This is a genomic window from Pseudoalteromonas undina (assembly GCF_000238275.3).
GTDB classification, from domain to species: Bacteria; Pseudomonadota; Gammaproteobacteria; order Enterobacterales; family Alteromonadaceae; genus Pseudoalteromonas; species Pseudoalteromonas undina.
Map to the genome: position 1 here is coordinate 406,408 of NZ_AHCF03000003.1, position 17,631 is coordinate 424,038.

Annotated in this window: 20 protein-coding genes; 11 read left to right on the forward strand and 9 right to left on the reverse strand. The window is 40.8% G+C overall.

Features of this window, described 5'->3' with window-relative positions:
- The first annotated feature begins 327 nt into the window (after nt 1–327).
- On the forward strand, nt 328–1,713 hold the full coding sequence (radA, locus tag PUND_RS05460; RefSeq protein WP_010387717.1) for a DNA repair protein RadA: 1,386 nt from the start codon (nt 328–330) through the stop codon (nt 1,711–1,713).
- Between the two features lie 85 nt (nt 1,714–1,798).
- On the forward strand, nt 1,799–2,731 hold the full coding sequence (locus tag PUND_RS05465; protein WP_010387719.1) for a hypothetical protein: 933 nt from the start codon (nt 1,799–1,801) through the stop codon (nt 2,729–2,731).
- Nucleotides 2,732–2,871: 140 nt separating this feature from the next.
- Here the strand turns inward: PUND_RS05465 and serA are convergent, their stop codons facing one another.
- From serA to metK, 5 genes are all read right to left on the reverse strand, one after another.
- Complete coding sequence (serA, locus tag PUND_RS05470) at nt 2,872–4,101, reverse strand: phosphoglycerate dehydrogenase (protein ID WP_010387720.1); 1,230 nt, start codon at nt 4,099–4,101, stop codon at nt 2,872–2,874.
- Nucleotides 4,102–4,110: 9 nt separating this feature from the next.
- Nucleotides 4,111–4,764, reverse strand: a complete 654-nt coding sequence (rpiA, locus tag PUND_RS05475) for a ribose-5-phosphate isomerase RpiA (protein ID WP_008110310.1) — start codon at nt 4,762–4,764, stop codon at nt 4,111–4,113.
- A gap of 51 nt (nt 4,765–4,815) precedes the next feature.
- The gene (locus PUND_RS05480; protein WP_010387724.1) at nt 4,816–5,412 is read right to left on the reverse strand and encodes a 5-formyltetrahydrofolate cyclo-ligase; all 597 of its coding nucleotides are present in this window, start codon (nt 5,410–5,412) and stop codon (nt 4,816–4,818) included.
- A gap of 18 nt (nt 5,413–5,430) precedes the next feature.
- Nucleotides 5,431–5,976, reverse strand: a complete 546-nt coding sequence (locus PUND_RS05485) for a hypothetical protein (RefSeq protein WP_010387725.1) — start codon at nt 5,974–5,976, stop codon at nt 5,431–5,433.
- Nucleotides 5,977–6,115: 139 nt separating this feature from the next.
- Nucleotides 6,116–7,267 carry a methionine adenosyltransferase gene (gene metK / locus PUND_RS05490; protein WP_010387726.1) on the reverse strand — a complete coding sequence of 384 codons (1,152 nt, stop codon included), beginning with the start codon at nt 7,265–7,267 and terminating at the stop codon, nt 6,116–6,118.
- 265 nt (nt 7,268–7,532) lie between these two features.
- Between metK and tkt the strand changes: the two genes are divergently transcribed.
- The 7 genes from tkt (at nt 7,533) to PUND_RS05525 (ending at nt 13,403) form a co-directional block, all read left to right on the forward strand.
- Nucleotides 7,533–9,524: a transketolase gene (gene tkt, locus PUND_RS05495; protein ID WP_010387727.1), complete on the forward strand. Its 1,992-nt coding sequence runs from the start codon at nt 7,533–7,535 to the stop codon at nt 9,522–9,524.
- 298 nt (nt 9,525–9,822) lie between these two features.
- A complete protein-coding gene (ppnP, locus tag PUND_RS05500) occupies nt 9,823–10,137 on the forward strand; it encodes a pyrimidine/purine nucleoside phosphorylase (RefSeq protein ID WP_010387728.1) in 315 nt (104 codons plus the stop codon).
- A 190-nt stretch (nt 10,138–10,327) separates the two neighbouring features.
- Nucleotides 10,328–10,684: a ribosome hibernation-promoting factor, HPF/YfiA family gene (hpf, locus tag PUND_RS05505; protein ID WP_008110321.1), complete on the forward strand. Its 357-nt coding sequence runs from the start codon at nt 10,328–10,330 to the stop codon at nt 10,682–10,684.
- A gap of 142 nt (nt 10,685–10,826) precedes the next feature.
- Entirely contained in the window at nt 10,827–12,059 is a 1,233-nt protein-coding gene (locus tag PUND_RS05510; protein WP_010387730.1) for an NRAMP family divalent metal transporter, read from the forward strand.
- 151 nt (nt 12,060–12,210) lie between these two features.
- The gene (locus tag PUND_RS05515; protein WP_010387733.1) at nt 12,211–12,654 is read left to right on the forward strand and encodes a hypothetical protein; all 444 of its coding nucleotides are present in this window, start codon (nt 12,211–12,213) and stop codon (nt 12,652–12,654) included.
- A gap of 64 nt (nt 12,655–12,718) precedes the next feature.
- Complete coding sequence (locus tag PUND_RS05520) at nt 12,719–12,925, forward strand: hypothetical protein (RefSeq protein ID WP_010387734.1); 207 nt, start codon at nt 12,719–12,721, stop codon at nt 12,923–12,925.
- A gap of 22 nt (nt 12,926–12,947) precedes the next feature.
- Nucleotides 12,948–13,403, forward strand: coding sequence for a GNAT family N-acetyltransferase (locus tag PUND_RS05525; protein ID WP_010387735.1), 456 nt, complete (start codon nt 12,948–12,950; stop codon nt 13,401–13,403).
- A 235-nt stretch (nt 13,404–13,638) separates the two neighbouring features.
- Here PUND_RS05525 and PUND_RS05535 read toward each other — a convergent pair whose 3' ends face one another.
- Genes PUND_RS05535 through PUND_RS05550 form a run of 4 tightly spaced genes read right to left on the reverse strand, consistent with a single transcriptional unit; the run spans nt 13,639 to nt 16,379 of the window.
- A complete protein-coding gene (locus PUND_RS05535) occupies nt 13,639–14,061 on the reverse strand; it encodes a hypothetical protein (protein ID WP_010387736.1) in 423 nt (140 codons plus the stop codon).
- Between the two features lies 1 nt (nt 14,062).
- A complete protein-coding gene (locus PUND_RS05540; protein ID WP_010387737.1) occupies nt 14,063–15,250 on the reverse strand; it encodes a vWA domain-containing protein in 1,188 nt (395 codons plus the stop codon).
- A gap of 1 nt (nt 15,251) precedes the next feature.
- A complete protein-coding gene (locus tag PUND_RS05545; protein ID WP_008464234.1) occupies nt 15,252–16,100 on the reverse strand; it encodes an AAA family ATPase in 849 nt (282 codons plus the stop codon).
- Nucleotides 16,101–16,154: 54 nt separating this feature from the next.
- Entirely contained in the window at nt 16,155–16,379 is a 225-nt protein-coding gene (locus PUND_RS05550; RefSeq protein ID WP_008110327.1) for a DUF1653 domain-containing protein, read from the reverse strand.
- Between the two features lie 61 nt (nt 16,380–16,440).
- Here PUND_RS05550 and PUND_RS05555 point away from each other — a divergent pair, with 61 nt between their 5' ends.
- Nucleotides 16,441–16,920: a DUF2947 domain-containing protein gene (locus tag PUND_RS05555; protein ID WP_008464232.1), complete on the forward strand. Its 480-nt coding sequence runs from the start codon at nt 16,441–16,443 to the stop codon at nt 16,918–16,920.
- A gap of 75 nt (nt 16,921–16,995) precedes the next feature.
- Nucleotides 16,996–17,628, forward strand: a complete 633-nt coding sequence (locus PUND_RS05560) for a hypothetical protein (protein WP_008464230.1) — start codon at nt 16,996–16,998, stop codon at nt 17,626–17,628.
- Nucleotides 17,629–17,631: the final 3 nt, after the last annotated feature.

The window sequence follows — 17,631 nt, forward strand, 5'->3', positions numbered from 1 at the left end:
AGTAGGTATACTGTTGCAATTATTTATTAGAATATTTAATAAATAGAATCTCGCAAAACCGCCAAATGCGGTCACGATACTATGCGTAACTTTACTTTGTGTTTATTGTTATTTTCTAATAGCCAATTAATTGGCAAGGGTTAATTAGTTTTTTAAAGCAAGAAACATGCCCTAAAGTAGGTTAAGTGAAACTACATTAATATAGCGTATTTGGTGATACTAAATGCGCTGATCCACAAGACGTTGTTGCTAAGGTAGAGCCAGCAATGGCAAAATAAGCGCTTAACACTGTGTATTTCAAAATAAAGAATAGTAGGTAAGGTTTAAATGGCTAAAGCGGCAAAAGTAGAGTTTGTTTGTACAGAATGTGGCATGAACTATCAACGTTGGCAAGGCCAGTGTCGCTGTGGCGCATGGAACACTTTAGCAGAGTTTAAACCCTCTGCAGGGCAAAACAAAAAGGTAGCTGCTCGTGCAAGTGTAGGTGGTTATGCCGGTGGCATTGGCGGTGGTTCTAAGAAAATTAATGATGTAGCAACCTCTGAGGCTGAAAAGCAGCTTACTGAAATTGGCGAACTTGACCGTGTACTAAGCGGTGGTGTAACCACCGGCTCGGTTAATATTATTTCTGGCGATCCGGGGGCGGGTAAAACAACACTACTATCTGATTTGGTGGCAAGAATGTCTCAGCGTATGCCATCACTTTACTGTACTGCGGAGGAGTCTCTATCGCAGTTTAAAAATAGGGTTAATCGGTTAAAACTAAATTACAACGAAGATGAACTCTATTTACTGTCAGAAACCAGTGTTGAAACCATTATTGAAGAGCTGGATAAAAACAAAATTAAGTTTGCCGTTATCGACTCTATTCAAGCTGTTGTCACCGATACCGCTAATGGCAGCCCAGGTTCACCTTCTCAGGTAAAAAGTGCAGCTCAAGCATTAACTCAATATTGTAAGCAAAACGACGTGACTATGTTTATTATTGCTCACGTAAATAAGAATAATGAAATAGCCGGCCCGCAAACCTTAGTACACATAGTTGATGCACTGTTACATATTGATACCAACGATGGTCAAGTGCGCACCCTGCGCGCTAATAAAAATCGCTTTGGTGATATAGACACCGTCGGCATTTTTAAAATGTGTGAACGCGGTATGCTCAGTGTGGATAACCCCAGTGAAATTTTCTTATCGGGCTCAACCACTGAATCACCGGGGTCGACAATTACCTGTATCCGTAAAGGAAATCGTAATTTACTGCTAGAAATTCAGTGTTTAACCACTGAAACCGAAGCAGAGTTTCCACAGCGAGTATGTGTTGGTTTAAATATGAACCGGATCAAAATGCTCACCGGTATTTTACGTAAGCACACCAAAACTAAAATATTCCACGATACGTTTTTTAATATTGTCGGTGGTTTAAAAATTGATGAATCAGAAACCTGTATTGACTTAGCGCTTGTTACTGCACTTTTGAGTAGTTTAAACGAATTCGTTGTTCCACGAACCACCTGTATTATGGGGGAGTTAAGTTTAAATGGTGATGTACGCCCAATCGACAGTGGTGTGCCCCGTGTTAAAGAAGCGGCGCAACATGGGTTTACTGAAATATTTATCCCATTTCGTAACTACCATAAATCAATGGAAGGGCTGGGTGCCAAAATAACGCCGGTTAAAACCGTGCACGAGCTACTTAGTTTAATTAATTAGCAAACAAAAAGTGCTTAACGACTTATGCTCTCAATGTTAGTCTTGCTTAAAGCCACTTATGTAAAGAGTTTAATAAGGAAATAACATGAAAAAATTAGTGATTGCAGCCGCGATTATTGCTGCAGGTGTGGGTGGCGTAAGCTATGCAAACTATGTAGCAACCCAAGAGGTACGCGCTGAGGTTGATAAGCAGTTGGCTTTGGTTAGCGAACAAACAGGTGCCAGCTTTAACTATGCAGAACTATCGGCGAGTGTTATTTCAAATAGTGTTGCCATTAGTAATATAGAAGTGACCAGCCCTGAGGGTGAAAATATTGCCACGGTTGAGCATGTGGAAGTGACAGGTTACGAAACCGATAAAATATCGCCACATACTGCTTTTACACTGAAGAACTTCCAATTTGATAAAAGCTTTGTCGCTACACTGCCTGCAGATACTAATGCACAACTAGCCTCGGCCAGTTATGATTTACACTCATCATTAGATTACGATGAGCAATCAGGTAACAGCGATATAGTTGTTAAACTGCACGCCAACGATATTGCCAGCATTGATATGAATATGGGACTTGCTAATTCTAAAGCGCTTATGGATGCTTCACTAGAAATAAGCAAAGCTCAGCAAACAGCAGGTGATACACCGCTTACTTATGAGCAAGAGTTGCAACAGCAAACACTTATTATGCAAGCAATGAGCAAGTTAGAGCCACGTACTATGAGTGTAATGCTCGATAACCAAGGCGAGTTAAGTGGTTTGCTAGAAAGTGAATTAGCCAAACAAGGTATGACACTAGAGCAGATGCAAATGATGCTAGCTCAACAGTTACAGCAAGCGCCGGTAACCGAAGAAATAGCGCAAGCATTAACTGACTTTGCTAAAGGTCTAAATTCGCTTAGTGTCTCAGCTAAACTGCCTGAAGGTAAAACCATGATGGAAGTAAATCAGCAGCTAATGATGTTAGCAGGGCAACCCGAAGAGCTGGTTAAATTTATAAATTTAGAAGTAAAAGGCAAATAATAGAATAAGTTGCCAGCTTCCAGTTTAATGTAAAAAGCCGTACTTGATTATTCAAGTACGGCTTTTATTATTTTAGCTGATAGCTGATAGCTGATAGCTGATAGCTGATAGCTGATAGCTGATAGCTGATAGCTGATTATTTAGTGAAGAATACGGGCTCTAATTGTGCCTTCAACAGCACTGAGTTCTTTTAGTGCTACTTCAGATTGAACGGTGTCTACGTCAATAACCACGTAACCAATTGCTTCGTCTGTTTGTAAGTACTGTGCGGCAATATTAATACCATGCTGAGCAAACGCTTGGTTAATTTGCGTTAACACGCCAGGGCGGTTGTGGTGCACGTGTAACAAGCGACTACGGTTGGCAAGTTCTGGTAATGATACTTCAGGGAAGTTAACTGCTGTAATAGTTGAGCCATTATCTGAGTACTTAGCGAGTTTACCTGCTACTTCAATACCAATATTCTCTTGTGCTTCTTGAGTCGACCCCCCAATGTGCGGCGTTAAAATAACGTTGTCGAATTCACGTAGTGGCGAAATAAACTCTTCATCGTTTGATTTAGGCTCAACTGGGAATACATCAATGGCTGCACCGCTAAGCTTCTTCTCTGTTAGTGCTTCAGCTAGGGCGTCAATGTCAACCACAGTACCGCGAGAAGCATTAATTAAAATAGCGCCTTGCTTCATCACGGCAAGCTCTGCTGTTCCAATCAAGTTTTTAGTTTGCGGTGTCTCTGGAACATGTAAACTAATAATATCAGCGCGTTGCAACAGCTGCGTTAAGTTATGTACTTGTGTAGCATTACCTAAAGATAGTTTGTCTTCAATGTCGTAATACTCCACGTTCATACCAATATTTTCAGCCATAATACCCAGCTGAGTACCAATGTGGCCGTAACCAATAATACCTAAGGTTTTGCCGCGAGCTTCAAACGAGCCATTAGCTGTTTTTAACCAGCCGCCACGATGGGCAGCGGCATTACGCTGTGGAATACCACGTAATAACAGCAATATTTCACCAAGTACAAGCTCAGCCACAGAGCGAGTATTTGAAAACGGTGCATTAAATACCGCAATACCGCGCTCACGCGCTGCGTTTAAATCTACTTGGTTTGTGCCAATACAAAAACAACCTACAGCAACTAGCTTTTCAGCTGCGTTTAATACAGATTCGTTAATATGAGTACGAGAACGAAGCCCTACAAAGTGCACATCTTTAATGCGCTCTATAAGTTCGTCCTCTGGCAACGATGTTTTAACGTAGTCGATATTGCTATAACCGTTACGTTTTAGCGTTTCAACAGCGCTTTGGTGAACACCTTCAAGCAAGAGAATTTTAATTTTGTCTTTTGCTAACGATACCTTACTCATAACCATATCCTATTTAATTTGTGGCCCATTTTTAGTGCCGATAATTACTTTATCAGCACCACGCTCTGCAAATAGGCCGTTGGTGACTACGCCAACAATTTGATTTATTTGTGTTTCAAGCTGTTTAGCATGGGTAATTTTTAAATTATGTACGTCTAAAATAACGTTGCCGTTATCGGTTACAACACCGTGGCGATACACAGGGTCACCGCCAAGTTTTAATAATTCGCGGGCAACATAGCTGCGCGCCATCGGAATAACTTCAACCGGCAGTGGGAAGTCTCCTAAGGTATCGACTAGTTTTGTATCATCAACAATGCATACAAACTGTTTTGCTACTGCTGCCACTATTTTTTCGCGGGTAAGCGCCGCACCGCCGCCTTTGATCATTTCATTTAAGGCGTTAATTTCATCTGCGCCATCAACGTATACATCAAGTGCTGCTACATCGTTAAGCTCAAACACTTCTATGCCAAGCTCTTTTAAGCGCGCTGTAGATGCTTCTGAACTTGATACTGCGCCAACGATGGTGTCTTTAACTGTGCCTAGGGCATCAATAAAGTGATTAACGGTTGAGCCTGTACCTACACCTACTATGGTGTTTTCTTTTACAAACTCGAGTGCAGCCCACGCAGCTGCTTTTTTTAATTCATCTTGTGTCATTGTTGTCTGCTCATTGGTGTCAAAATAGCTGTTAGTTTACAAGATTAGTTGTTACCAACAGTAGGTTTTATCGGGTGTTATGATCGTTTTTAGTGGTACATCCCACGATTCAATCGGTAACTCATCGACTTGTTGGCACGCATGTGCGAGGCCAATAAGTTGCGGTTGTTGCCAATGTTGTTCGTATAAACGTGCCAATGTTCTATCGTAAAACCCACCTCCCATTCCAAGGCGATTACCAAATTTATCAAATGCCACTAATGGCATTAAAACGTAATCAAGCTCAGGTAATGGGCATATTTGAGAGCAATTCAGCTTAGGCTCCAAGATACCATAGCGATTTGCTCTCATGGGTGAGTTTTTTTCATAGCGTTGAAATAGTAAATTAGCCCCATTAAATGGATGGATTATGGGCAGGTAAATAGCCTGGTCAGTGTTCCATAATTCATTAATTAACAATGAAGTATCTAATTCTCCATCATTACTTAAATAAAGCGCGATATGGCTTTTTTTGGCCGGATTTATGCTTTTTAAGTGTTGAATAAAATTCACTTTAAGCGATTCGGCGGCTAATTCTTGCTGGTTTTTTGATAGGTTATTACGTGCTTTACGAATATCGTGTCTTATTTGTGCGCGATTATTACTCATTAAATAACTTAACCGTAATTAAAAAGAGAATAAATTAGGAAATAATAAGTACAAAGCAAGTACAATAAGCAATATTACGGCTGTAGAAATCAGCGAATATAAAACAAGGTTGCCGCGTTTTTTGGGCTCAGTAGAGAGAGGCTCATCAAGCATTAAATCGTCATCTTCCCATACTTCATTATTTTCATCAGGTAATGATAATTCAACTTCAGGGAGGCGTTGCTCAATATCTTCTAGTTTTTCTTCAAGGCGAATTAGGCTACTGGTAATGTAATCTAGGGCGTCAAATAAGCGCTGATCTCGCTGGCTGTCGTGCGCTTTTTGAGAAGTAGCTTGTGTAGGGGCTGTTTGCTGAAGTTTGCTTTTGATCCCCAGCGTTGAAAGTAACTTAGCTTGCTTAAGGGCTTTCTCTTTGTTGCTAGGAGCAAACAGCGGCTTGCCATTAAAAAATGCCGCCACCTTTTCAGGTGAGGTTTTTAGTTTTTCTGTCAGTGCATTGGTCACTGCTTGGCTGTCTGCGCCTTCTGCAAGTCCTACAAATATAACACGAAAATTGTCGGCCATTTTTTATCCCTAACACGCTTTATTGTATAAGCAGAGTATATACCTAAAATGTTAAACAGTTCGAGACTGTTTTATGACTAACTTAATACACATAGCAAAACGGCCCTAAAAAGGGCCGTTTTAATATTAGCTAGGTGGCTTACAGGCCAGCTGCTGCGCGAAGTGCGTCTGCTTTATCTGTGCGTTCCCATGGGAATTCATCACGGCCAAAGTGGCCGTAAGCCGCTGTTGGTAGATAAATAGGGCGCTCAAGATCAAGCATTTGAATTAGGCCGTAAGGGCGTAAGTCAAAGTGTTCACGAATAAGTTCGATTAAACGCGCTTCTTCTAATTTACCTGTGCCAAATGTTTCAACACTGATAGATGTTGGCTCTGCAACACCAATAGCATAAGACACCTGAAGTTCACACTTGTCAGCAAGGCCAGCAGCAACAATGTTTTTAGCAACATAACGTGCAGCATAAGCCGCTGAGCGGTCAACTTTTGATGGATCTTTACCAGAGAAAGCACCACCACCGTGACGAGCCATGCCACCGTAAGTATCTACAATGATTTTACGACCAGTTAAACCACAGTCACCCATTGGTCCACCAATTACAAAACGACCAGTTGGGTTAATAAAGAATTTAGTGGCACTAGTAATCAGCTCAGCAGGAAGTACTGGCTTAATAATCGTTTCCATTACCGCTTCTACTAAATCACTTTGCGATACATCTTCGCTGTGCTGAGTAGAAAGTACAACGGCATCAATGCCTACTGGCTTGCCATTTTCGTATGCAAACGTAACCTGTGATTTTGCATCTGGACGCAACCAGTTAAGCTCGCCGCTTTTACGTACTTGTGCTTGGCGTTGTACTAAACGGTGAGAATAAGTAATTGGAGCAGGCATTAATACTTCAGTTTCGTTACATGCGTAACCAAACATTAGGCCTTGGTCGCCAGCGCCTTGCTCTTCAGGGCTTGTACGGTCAACACCTTGGTTAATGTCAGGAGACTGTTTACCAATAGTGTTTAAAATTGCACACGAATCGGCATCAAAGCCCATGTCTGAATGTGTGTAACCAATTTCACGTACTGTTTTACGTGTAATTTCTTCGATATCAACCCATGCGCTAGTAGTGATTTCACCACCAACCATAACCATACCGGTTTTAACGTAAGTTTCACACGCTACACGGGCATGAGAGTCTTGCTCTAGGATAGCATCAAGTACCGCATCAGAAATTTGATCGGCGATTTTATCCGGATGACCTTCAGAAACAGATTCAGAAGTAAATAAATGTTTTGCCATTGTAATTATGCTCACAAATATTGCGCTTCACAAACGTCGGTATTAGCGCTAAAAAATTAAGGCGCGTATTTTATCTAAAACAAGCGAACTTGCATAGTTTTTTTACGCCTAGACGTCTAAATAAAATATATAATAGTAAATGGTTCTTAAAAAATATTCATAATGTCCTATTTTTATGGGTTTTTAATTGCACACAGCCCCTACAATAAGTAAGAATGGAGGTATATAAATACCCGCGCAAATACATATAAAGGTAGGAGAATTCATGCCATCTCGCAAAGAACTTGCAAATGCTATTCGCGTCTTGTCAATGGACGCAGTACAAAAGGCCAAATCTGGTCACCCTGGAGCCCCTATGGGCATGGCTGATATCGCAGAAGTATTATGGCGCGATTATCTAAAACATAACCCAACAAATCCAGAGTGGGCTGACCGAGATCGATTTATACTCTCAAATGGTCACGGTTCAATGCTAATTTATTCTCTATTGCATTTAAGTGGTTATGATTTACCACTGGACGAAATTAAAAACTTCCGCCAAATGCACTCTAAAACACCAGGCCACCCAGAATATGGATATGCGCCAGGAATTGAAACCACTACGGGTCCATTAGGTCAAGGGATCACAAATGCCGTAGGTATGGCAATTGCTGAAAAAGCATTAGCCGCTCAATTTAACCGTGAAGGCCATGACATTGTTGATCACCACACTTACGCATTTATGGGTGATGGTTGTTTAATGGAAGGTATTTCTCATGAAGCCTGTTCGCTTGCTGGCACATTAGGCCTAGGCAAGTTAGTGGCATTTTGGGATGACAACGGCATTTCAATCGACGGTGAAGTTGAAGGCTGGTTTAGCGATGACACACCAGCACGTTTTAAAGCATACGGCTGGCATGTAATTAGCGACGTTGATGGCCACGATAGCGATGCTGTAAGTGCTGCAATTAGCGAAGCAAAAAGCGTGACCGACAAACCAACGCTAATTTGTTGTAAAACAGTGATTGGTTATGGCTCACCTAATAAATCAGGTAGCCACGACTGTCATGGCGCACCACTAGGTGATGACGAAATTAAAGCATCTCGCGAGTTCCTAGGTTGGACGGGTGATGCATTTGAAATCCCTGCTGACATTTATGCACAGTGGGATAACAAAGAAAAAGGCCAACAGCTTGAAGCAAGCTGGGATGAGAAATTTGCCGCATACGAGCAAGCATTCCCAGAGCTCGCTGCTGAATACAAACGCCGTACAAATTCAGATTTACCTGCTGATTGGGCTGAAAAGTCACAAGCGTATATTGAGCAGTTACAAGCAAACCCAGCAAACCCAGCATCACGTAAAGCATCGCAAAATGCATTAAACGCATTTGGTCCGTTACTACCTGAGTTTATGGGTGGCTCTGCCGATTTAGCAGGTTCAAACTTAACAATTTGGGATGGCTCTAAAGGCTTAACGGCAGACGATGCAAGTGGTAACTACGTTTACTACGGTGTGCGTGAGTTTGGTATGTCGGCAATTATGAATGGTATTGCACTTCATAAAGGCTTTATCCCTTACGGTGCAACGTTCTTAATGTTTATGGAATACGCACGCAACGCGGTTCGTATGGCTGCATTAATGAAGCAACCAAGCATTTTTGTATACACGCACGATTCAATTGGTTTAGGTGAAGATGGTCCAACTCACCAACCAGTAGAGCAAATTGCCAGCATGCGTTTAACGCCTAACCTTTACAACTGGCGCCCATGTGACCAAGTTGAGTCGGCAATTGCATGGCAACAAGCTATTGAACGTAAAGACGGTCCTACATCATTAATCTTTACTCGCCAAGGCTTAGAGCAACAAGCACGTGATGCACAGCAATTAAGCGACGTTAAAAAGGGTGGTTACATCCTAAGTTGTGACGGCAACCCAGAACTTATTCTTATTGCTACCGGCTCTGAAGTACAACTAGCGCAAGACTCTGCGAAAGAGCTACGTGCGCAGGGTAAAAAGGTACGTGTTGTATCTATGCCGTGTACTGATGCGTTTGAAGATCAATCGCCTGAGTACAAAGAAAGCGTATTACCAGCAAGCGTTTCACGTCGCGTAGCGATTGAAGCGGGTATTGCTGATTACTGGTACAAGTACGTAGGTCTAAATGGCGCCGTAGTCGGTATGACCACCTTTGGTGAGTCGGCACCAGCTAACGAGCTGTTTGAATTCTTCGGCTTTACCGTAGAAAACATCGTTAATAAAGCAAACGCATTGTTTTAAGCGACTGCTTTAACATTTAAAAGCCCGTCCTGTGTATAGCAGGGCGGGCTTTTTTATGAGTTGTACTTTTATTACCTCTCTAAAGCGCAGCGTCTCATCGCCCTCTTTATGCATAAATTACTAAAAGATCTGTTCGAAACTCGCAGCCCGTTGCTCGAAGCATATCTCTCTATAAAGTCGTTCATTTTTAATCTTTTGGCTTCTAAATGAGTAATTTTCACAGCACTTAACTTGCAAGGTTTTTGTGTATCAGGCACTGTGGAGGTAACAAAATTATAAATTAATAACAGGAGTTAACATGCCAAAGTTCGATAACGTTAGTGTGGTTAAAAAAGCCAATGTATATTTTGATGGCAAAGTATCAAGCCGAACTGTGCTTTTAGGAAATGGTGAAGCGAAAACCTTGGGTTTTATGCAACCAGGTGAATTTGAGTTTAATACTAACCAAAAAGAGTGTATGGAGTTGTTAGCAGGGCAGTGGGATGTGTTATTACCAGGTGAAAGCGAGTGGAAAACATTTAATGCGGGTGAGTCATTTAATGTTGATGCTAATGTCAGCTTCCATGTAAAAGTAAGTGATTTTGCTGATTATTGCTGTTCATACACAGATTAATTACATGAATGGTTAAATTATCAGCACCTCTGAAAGGCCGCTATCACGCGGCTTTTTGCATACTTAATGCTAAATGAATGATCTAAATCAGGTGGGGTAATAAATAATTGCTAAATTTAGCTATTTTCTCTTGTGTTAATTCGTTTAGCCCCCAATACTAACTGTGAGGTAACATAAAAAAGGATACCCTATGAAAATTAATCTTTCTGGTCACCATGTTGACGTTACTGATTCTATTAAAGAACACATTAACGAAAAGTTTTCTAAAATTGAGAGTCATTTTCCATCATTGATAGCGCTCGACATTATTCTTTCAAAAGAGCATCACAAGTTCCAAGCAGAAATTAGTACAAATTATGAAGGTGCGCGAATATCAGTTAAAGGGGAAAACGAGGTTATGTACCCAGCCATTTCAAGCGCAGCTAAAAAACTCGATGCCGCACTAAAGCATCGTAAAGGGCAAATAAAAGCGAACTTACATGAAAAGCCTGTAAGTACCACACCTGAAATAGCACACGAAATCATCCAAGAGATGGATTTAAATTAATAACTAACAATGTGTTATTTTTAAAAAGAGCCTAAGGGCTCTTTTTTATTGCCTGTAAATTAGGTAAGTTATGCACTCACACAGTTTATTAATGATAAAAATTAATAATAAAAGCACATAAAACACCAAATTTGAGAAGTTAATGCAGTACACACAAAACACATGGAAGTCTCGGTTAGGGGCACTCGGCCCAGGTATTTTAATGGCAACCGCTGCCATTGGTGGCTCACACTTAGTTGCATCGACCCAAGCTGGCGCATTATTTGGCTGGCAGCTATTTTGGCTTATTGTGGTGGTTAACGTTTTAAAGTACCCGTTTTTTCGTTTTGGTATGGAGTACACACTCGCTACTAAAAATAGTTTAGTCGAAGGGTATAAAAATCAAGGGCCTGGCTATTTTTACAGTTTTATTGCCCTCAATATTATTGCCGCTGTGGTAAATACCGCGGGCGTATTGTTGCTTACTGCGAGCTTATTACACTACGCATTACCTATTAGTATTCCTGTTACCTTATTGTGCTGGTTAATATTGGCTGTGTGTTTAATTATATTATTACTAGGGCACTTTAAAGCGCTCGATAACGTTGCAAAAGCTATTATGGGGCTACTTACTATAGCAACCATAACCGCATTAGTTATTGCTATAAATAACGGCCCTGTAGCTCCTGTAAACTATATTGGTCCCTCACCATATGAACTTGCCATGTTAGGCTTTATGGTTGCCTTAATGGGCTGGATGCCAGCGCCTATTGAAATTTCGGCTCTGAGCTCGTTGTGGCTTAAAGAAAAACAAGCTCAGCAAAGTGTGACTAAAAGCCAAGGCTTATTCGACTTTAATGTAGGTTATTGGTTAACCGCTGGGCTTGCGCTGGTATTTTTTAGTTTAGGTGCGTTAGTGCAATATGGGCAAAGCAGTAATATAGAGCTTGGCGGTGTAGCCTTTGCTAAACAGCTGATTGATATGTATGCACTTACTATTGGCGAGTGGGCAAGGCCTTTGGTATCTGCCATCGCGTTTTTGTGTATGTTTGGCACCACACTCACCGTGCTTGACGGTTACGCCCGCACACTTAACGAATCGCATAAACTACTGGGTTTTAAGCAATCAAAACACAGCTTAAATACGTGGCTTATATTACAAGCATTGGCCGGTATGGCGGTGATCTTATTTTTTAAATCAGCTCTTGGCCCCATGCTTACCTTTGCCATGACACTTGCGTTTGTTACCACACCGGTTTTTGCATGGCTTAACTTCAGCCTAGTGCGCTCAGAGCCTGCGATTAAACACAGTCTACTTTTGCGTGGCTTAACCTGGTTAGGCTTGGTGTACTTGGTTGGTTTTGCTGTAGCGTTTGTGGTGTGGAAGTTGATGTGATTTTATATTCGAGGTTCGAGGTTCGAGGTTCGAGGTTCGGGGTGAAAGGTACAAACCAAACGCTCTCTGCATAGATACCTGCTAGTGTGGACCACGATAGCCTACGGTGGGCGAGAATTGGCCTGTCAAAAGTAATAGCTAGGTGAAAAAGATGATCATACTTGAAAGCCAAGTATTTAAGACAATCCCTAAGTCTCCAGAACAGAGCTTTATCTTTTTAAATAATACGCAAACAGATAAAGTTGTTGATGGTACTTATTTGGAGCTTTGTATTAAAGCGGGTTGTAAATACCTTGTCTTTATGACGGATGACATTCCTTACGAGGATATGCTTCACATCCATCTCTTGAATGAGCGCCTTGATATTATTGATTCAGCTACGATTGGTAGCATGTATTCAACGGGATCTTTTCGAAATTATAATATTCAAAACTCGAACACGTTAACTTTTCATTTTATTGGCGATACTAAATGGAAAATAGAAATACTAGATAGTAAGGAGTTCTTATTTCCTCTTATTTCTTCACTTAAAGGAGTTTCGAGAAAGAATATTTTTTATCAATATTTTAAAATTTATAGCAATCCTTCGTTATAAGCCTTGTAACTTTAAATTGTCCTAGGGAATCATTATTTTATGTTTAATCTACAAGGAAGAAACTATGATATTTAATATGCTTATTACAGACAACTTCGCATCATTTTATGATGAGGATAAAGAAGTACATATTTTTATTGATAGTTTTGATAATCAAAGGTTTGAGATGCGAATAGGGGACTTAGAACACTCGAAATCAGTCGGTAGCGTTTTAGCTTCTAGCAATGATGAGTTAAATATAAAGTTATTAGCGCTTTATATTAAATATTAATACACGGAAAAATGAGTTGTAAATGGAAATAAGAACAGGCGAGCTTTCAAACCCACACGTCATAAAACTATTAAAAACGCATCATAACGATATGCTAAAGCACTCACCTGTTGAGAGCGTACATGCACTTGATGTGAGTAAACTCACTCACCCCAACATAACATTTTATAGCTTATGGATTGATAATAATTTAGCGGGTGTAGGTGCATTAAAAGCGCTTAATACAACTCATGGCGAAATTAAATCAATGCGTACATCAAGTAACTATTTTCGCCAAGGCATAGCGGCTAAGCTACTTACGCATATTATTGAGCAGGCAACACTGCGAGGTTACAAAAAGCTAAGTTTAGAAACTGGAACAGCAGAGGCATTTTTGCCCGCACAAAAGCTCTACGCCCAATTTTGTTTTAAAGAGTGTGAACCGTTTGGGAATTATGAGCTAGATCCATATAGCTTGTTTATGAGTAAAGCGCTTTAAAAGTGAGAAAGGGATATTATGGCTTATAAAGTTGGATTTAAAGCCCCTGCACTGGATGAGTTTGCTAATTTACGTACACAAGTAAAGTGGCAAAATCCTGACGATGAAATTTTAAAAGTGTATGAATAGGGTCAGGTCTTGTATTTTTCCTTTATGTAATTAGTGGCAAAAAAAAGACCTGACCCCGATAGTTCGTACTCAACGAGTTATGAGTTTAGCCAATTTAGCCTAATTGTTACTCATTTGAGTAAACAACAATTTCATCAGAATTTGGTAATTTATAAAATCCAACGTTTTTTGATTGCTTACCAATGAAATCAATAGCATATTTCATCTCTGCAATTGTTCTTACTGTAGAAAATTTATCTTTAAAACATGCTGAGAATTCGTATGTGAAAGATGTTGACTGATCATAACCTCCCAGCTCTAAAAGGTTATATTCAGCAAAAGGATCTGGTCCTAGAATTTGATGAGAGGTAATAAAAGGCACTCTTGAGTCTTGTGATTTCCAATCATTCAAACATTTAGCTTCAACATTACTTGCTAATAAATAAATGCTTTCATTTTTTTTAGAGTCACTTATAAAGATAGAAATAAAAACCATATTTATAATAAGTGATGCAAACAAAACTAATTTTAATGTATTCCTATTACTCATTTTAACTCAGCTCTTTTATAGCGCTACTTATCCCATCCAAGCTCAGCGGGTACATGCGGTTGTTCATTAGCTGCTTTATAAAATCAATTGATTGATAGTACGGCCAGTGTTCAACCGGTTGTGGGTTGAGCCACGCGACTTTATCAAAGTGATTGGTGATTCGGTTTAACCATGCACTGCCGGGTTCTTCATTCCAATGCTCTACTGAGCCGCCAGGATAGGCAATTTCATACGGGCCCATAGTGGCATCGCCAACAAATATTACTTTGTAGTCGCTGGTAAACTTGTTGATGAGTGTCATGGTGTCAATAACGTTTGAGTGGCGGCGTTGGTTATCTTGCCAAACGTGTTCGTATAAACAGTTATGAAAGTAGTAAAACTCTAAATGTTTAAACTCGCTGTGGGCGGCGCTAAATAACTCTTCACAGGTATGAATGTAGTCATCCATTGAACCGCCAATATCAAACAGCATCAATACTTTTACCGCGTTATGGCGCTCGGGGGCCATTTTTACATCGAGCATGCCGCCTTGCTTGGCGGTCGCGCGAATAGTCTCGTTTAAATCAAGGGTGTCGCTTGCGCCAGTACGAGCAAATTTGCGTAGTTTTTTAAGTGCCAGCTTTATGGTACGTGAACCAATTTCGCGGTCAGAATCGAGGTTACGGTATTCGCGCTTATCCCACACTTTTACTGCTTGGCGATTGCGGTTGCCGTCTTGACCAATACGTACACCCTCAGGGTTATAGCCGTATGCCCCAAAAGGCGAGGTGCCGCCTGTACCTACCCACTTATTGCCGCCAGCATGGCGTTTTTGCTGTTCTTCTAAACGCTCTTTTAGGGTTTTCATTAGCTCGTCGAGCCCACCCATGGCTTTTAGTTGGGCTTTTTCTTCATCGCTTAGGTGCTTTTCAAACTCTTTACGCAACCAATCTTCAGGTAAGTTGTGTTGCTGTTTTAAGCTCTCGAGTAGGTCTAAGTCGGCAATACCGCTAAAGTAATCGCTAAAGGCTTTATCGAACCGGTCAAAATGGGTTTCGTCTTTTACCATAATAGTGCGCGCTAAATGATAAAACCCGTCTACATCAGCAAATATAACGCCTTGTTTTAAAGCGTTAATTAAATCGAGTAGCTCTCTCAGGCTCACGGGTAAGCGGTATTCTCGTAATTTGAAGAAAAACTGTACCAACATGTTAGCGACGGCTCATAAACGCAAGTTTTTCGATTAGGCTTATGTCTTGCTCGTTTTTAAGCAGCGCGCCAAACATCGGCATTAAACCGCCTTTTTGCGCTTTGTCGTGCAGGGTTTTTGCGTCTATGTCTTCAGCCATTAATAGTTTTAACCAATCCAGCAATTCGCTGGTTGATGGCTTCTTTTTAAGGCCGTTGGCTTCGCGTAAGTTAAAAAATACTTCTAGCGCTTGGCGAACTAAATCTTGTTTAACATGCGGGTAGTGCACATCAATAATTTGCTGCATTTCGTCGCTATTTGGAAAATCAATATAATGGAAAAAACAGCGACGTAAAAACGCATCAGGCAGCTCTTTTTCATTGTTTGATGTGATGATCACAATAGGGCGCTCTTTAGCCACAATGCGCTCACCGGTTTCGTATACATGAAATTCCATTTTATCGAGTTCGAGCAGTAAATCGTTTGGAAACTCAATATCGGCTTTGTCTATTTCATCAATAAGCAGTACTGGGCGTTTGCCGTTTAATTCAGCGTACATGAAGGCTTGCCACAGCTTACCTTTAACTATGTAGTTGCTAATATTGTGAACGCGCTCATCACCTAGCTGGCTGTCGCGCAAACGCGATACCGCATCGTACTCGTACAAACCTTGCTGCGCTTTAGTGGTTGATTTTATATGCCACTGAATAAGCTCAGTATCTAAACTTTTCGCTAACTCTTCAGCCAGCATGGTTTTACCTGTGCCAGGCTCGCCTTTAATTAAAAGCGGTTTTTGCAGCATAATAGCGGCGTTTACTGCCTGTTTTAATGCTGAGCTTGCGATGTAATTATCAGTAGAATTAAATTGCACGGGTTATCCTTTATCTGGTCTGAGCAGTAATTATTATGCGTTATAATGCCATAGTTAATCGGCTTCACCAAGGTAGGCAAAACGGGCGATAGTTTTACCGTCTTTTTCTACGGTTTCAGTAAACATACTTAGTGGGCGTGCCCATATGCCGTATTCACCGTATAAGGCTTGGTAAATAACCAATTGCTCGTTGGTTTCGCTGTGAGTCGCCACATGCATAACTTTATATTGTGGGCCTTTGTAGTGTTGATATAAACCCAGTTTTAGTGCTGTAGTCATAGTCTGTTATCTTGTATAATTTGCCTTCGCTTTTTATTATGCCAAAGAATACAGCAATACTATGAATTATATTTCTCTTGATGATTACAAAAAAGCCTGGGTATTTCGCCACAAAGATATTCCGGTTTCAGATATTGATGCAGCCAATATTAAACCCATGACCAGCGAGCGTGCCGCCGTACTGTGGACAACCATGGTGAGTCGCGAACATGATCATCCAGACTTTTTTGATAAAACCGATTGGTGCGCGCAAGAGCAAAACTTTAGCCAAGAAATTAATTGGGAAGATGCGTGGGAAAGCGAAGAACCCCAATTTCCAGATGCTATTTTGAACCACTTAGATTGGCAGGCTAATACCACAGTGTATTTTTGCATGGCACGCGACAATATTATCGAAACGACATTTGATGTGTTTAAACGTAATTGGCAAAACTTTATGTTTTTGGCTGATGGCAGCTTATTAATAGGTAAAAAGCGAAGTACTATGGTGCAATTTTTAGAATCAGGTATCGCAAAATTAGGTGAAAAGCCAAGCGCTTAAATTACTACAAGTGCTTAAAAACTGTGCATTACTGTGTTATAAAACAGTATTAAAATGTTTTTTTGAGTACAGCGATTGGTTGCTAAAAATAAGCAGTTTAACACAAGCCAGCAAGTTGAAATGTGGCAAACTGATGCACAAAAAGTGCTTTACGCACAATTATGCAATGCTTTTTATCAGCGTGAAGTTCAGCGCTTAGTGGCTGAACCTAATGGTGACCGTTTACGCAGGCAATTAAAAAGCCTGCCTTATTATATTGAACGTGCCGCAACACGTGTAGCTAATGCACCATTGCCTTTTACGCTTGATGCGCAAAATGGAGGCTGGCTTGAAAAACAAAAACCTACACCGCCAGAGGCTAATCCTGCAGCGAATGAACTTTTTTATCAAGCGCATGCCAAAGTAGGGCTAATAATTCCGGTATTATTACAAAGTCACGGTCAAATTCGGGTTAGAATAGATAGCATTGATCAAGTAGCTGATACGCAACTGCATTGTAATGAACTTGGCTGGTTTGATTTTTTAGGCCAAGGACTTGAGCAACAAAGTGCGCAATTGCTTAAACCTAGTAAAACGAGCCTTGCAGCGGCGTGTTGTGGCCACCAGTGGCAGTTTTCAAAGCGTAGCACGCCACGGGTTTTGTCATTACGGGAAATGTTACTAGCTGCCAATATTAATTGGCGCAATGTTAAGCGGCCGCTAGCATAAGTA

Excerpts from the sequence above, each read along its gene's own strand:
- serA (WP_010387720.1), bottom strand. The coding sequence starts at position 4,101 with ATGAGTAAGGTATCGTTAGCAAAAGACAAAATTAAAATTCTCTTGCTT.
- PUND_RS05535 (WP_010387736.1), bottom strand. The coding sequence starts at position 14,061 with ATGAGTAATAGGAATACATTAAAATTAGTTTTGTTTGCATCACTTATT.
- PUND_RS05485 (WP_010387725.1), bottom strand. The coding sequence starts at position 5,976 with ATGGCCGACAATTTTCGTGTTATATTTGTAGGACTTGCAGAAGGCGCA.
- PUND_RS05465 (WP_010387719.1), top strand. The coding sequence starts at position 1,799 with ATGAAAAAATTAGTGATTGCAGCCGCGATTATTGCTGCAGGTGTGGGT.
- PUND_RS05510 (WP_010387730.1), top strand. The coding sequence starts at position 10,827 with ATGCAGTACACACAAAACACATGGAAGTCTCGGTTAGGGGCACTCGGC.
- rpiA (WP_008110310.1), bottom strand. The coding sequence starts at position 4,764 with ATGACACAAGATGAATTAAAAAAAGCAGCTGCGTGGGCTGCACTCGAG.
- ppnP (WP_010387728.1), top strand. The coding sequence starts at position 9,823 with ATGCCAAAGTTCGATAACGTTAGTGTGGTTAAAAAAGCCAATGTATAT.
- PUND_RS05525 (WP_010387735.1), top strand. The coding sequence starts at position 12,948 with ATGGAAATAAGAACAGGCGAGCTTTCAAACCCACACGTCATAAAACTA.
- metK (WP_010387726.1), bottom strand. The coding sequence starts at position 7,267 with ATGGCAAAACATTTATTTACTTCTGAATCTGTTTCTGAAGGTCATCCG.
- PUND_RS05520 (WP_010387734.1), top strand. The coding sequence starts at position 12,719 with ATGATATTTAATATGCTTATTACAGACAACTTCGCATCATTTTATGAT.
- hpf (WP_008110321.1), top strand. The coding sequence starts at position 10,328 with ATGAAAATTAATCTTTCTGGTCACCATGTTGACGTTACTGATTCTATT.
- PUND_RS05515 (WP_010387733.1), top strand. The coding sequence starts at position 12,211 with ATGATCATACTTGAAAGCCAAGTATTTAAGACAATCCCTAAGTCTCCA.
- tkt (WP_010387727.1), top strand. The coding sequence starts at position 7,533 with ATGCCATCTCGCAAAGAACTTGCAAATGCTATTCGCGTCTTGTCAATG.
- PUND_RS05550 (WP_008110327.1), bottom strand. The coding sequence starts at position 16,379 with ATGACTACAGCACTAAAACTGGGTTTATATCAACACTACAAAGGCCCA.
- radA (WP_010387717.1), top strand. The coding sequence starts at position 328 with ATGGCTAAAGCGGCAAAAGTAGAGTTTGTTTGTACAGAATGTGGCATG.
- PUND_RS05480 (WP_010387724.1), bottom strand. The coding sequence starts at position 5,412 with ATGAGTAATAATCGCGCACAAATAAGACACGATATTCGTAAAGCACGT.
- PUND_RS05540 (WP_010387737.1), bottom strand. The coding sequence starts at position 15,250 with ATGTTGGTACAGTTTTTCTTCAAATTACGAGAATACCGCTTACCCGTG.
- PUND_RS05555 (WP_008464232.1), top strand. The coding sequence starts at position 16,441 with ATGAATTATATTTCTCTTGATGATTACAAAAAAGCCTGGGTATTTCGC.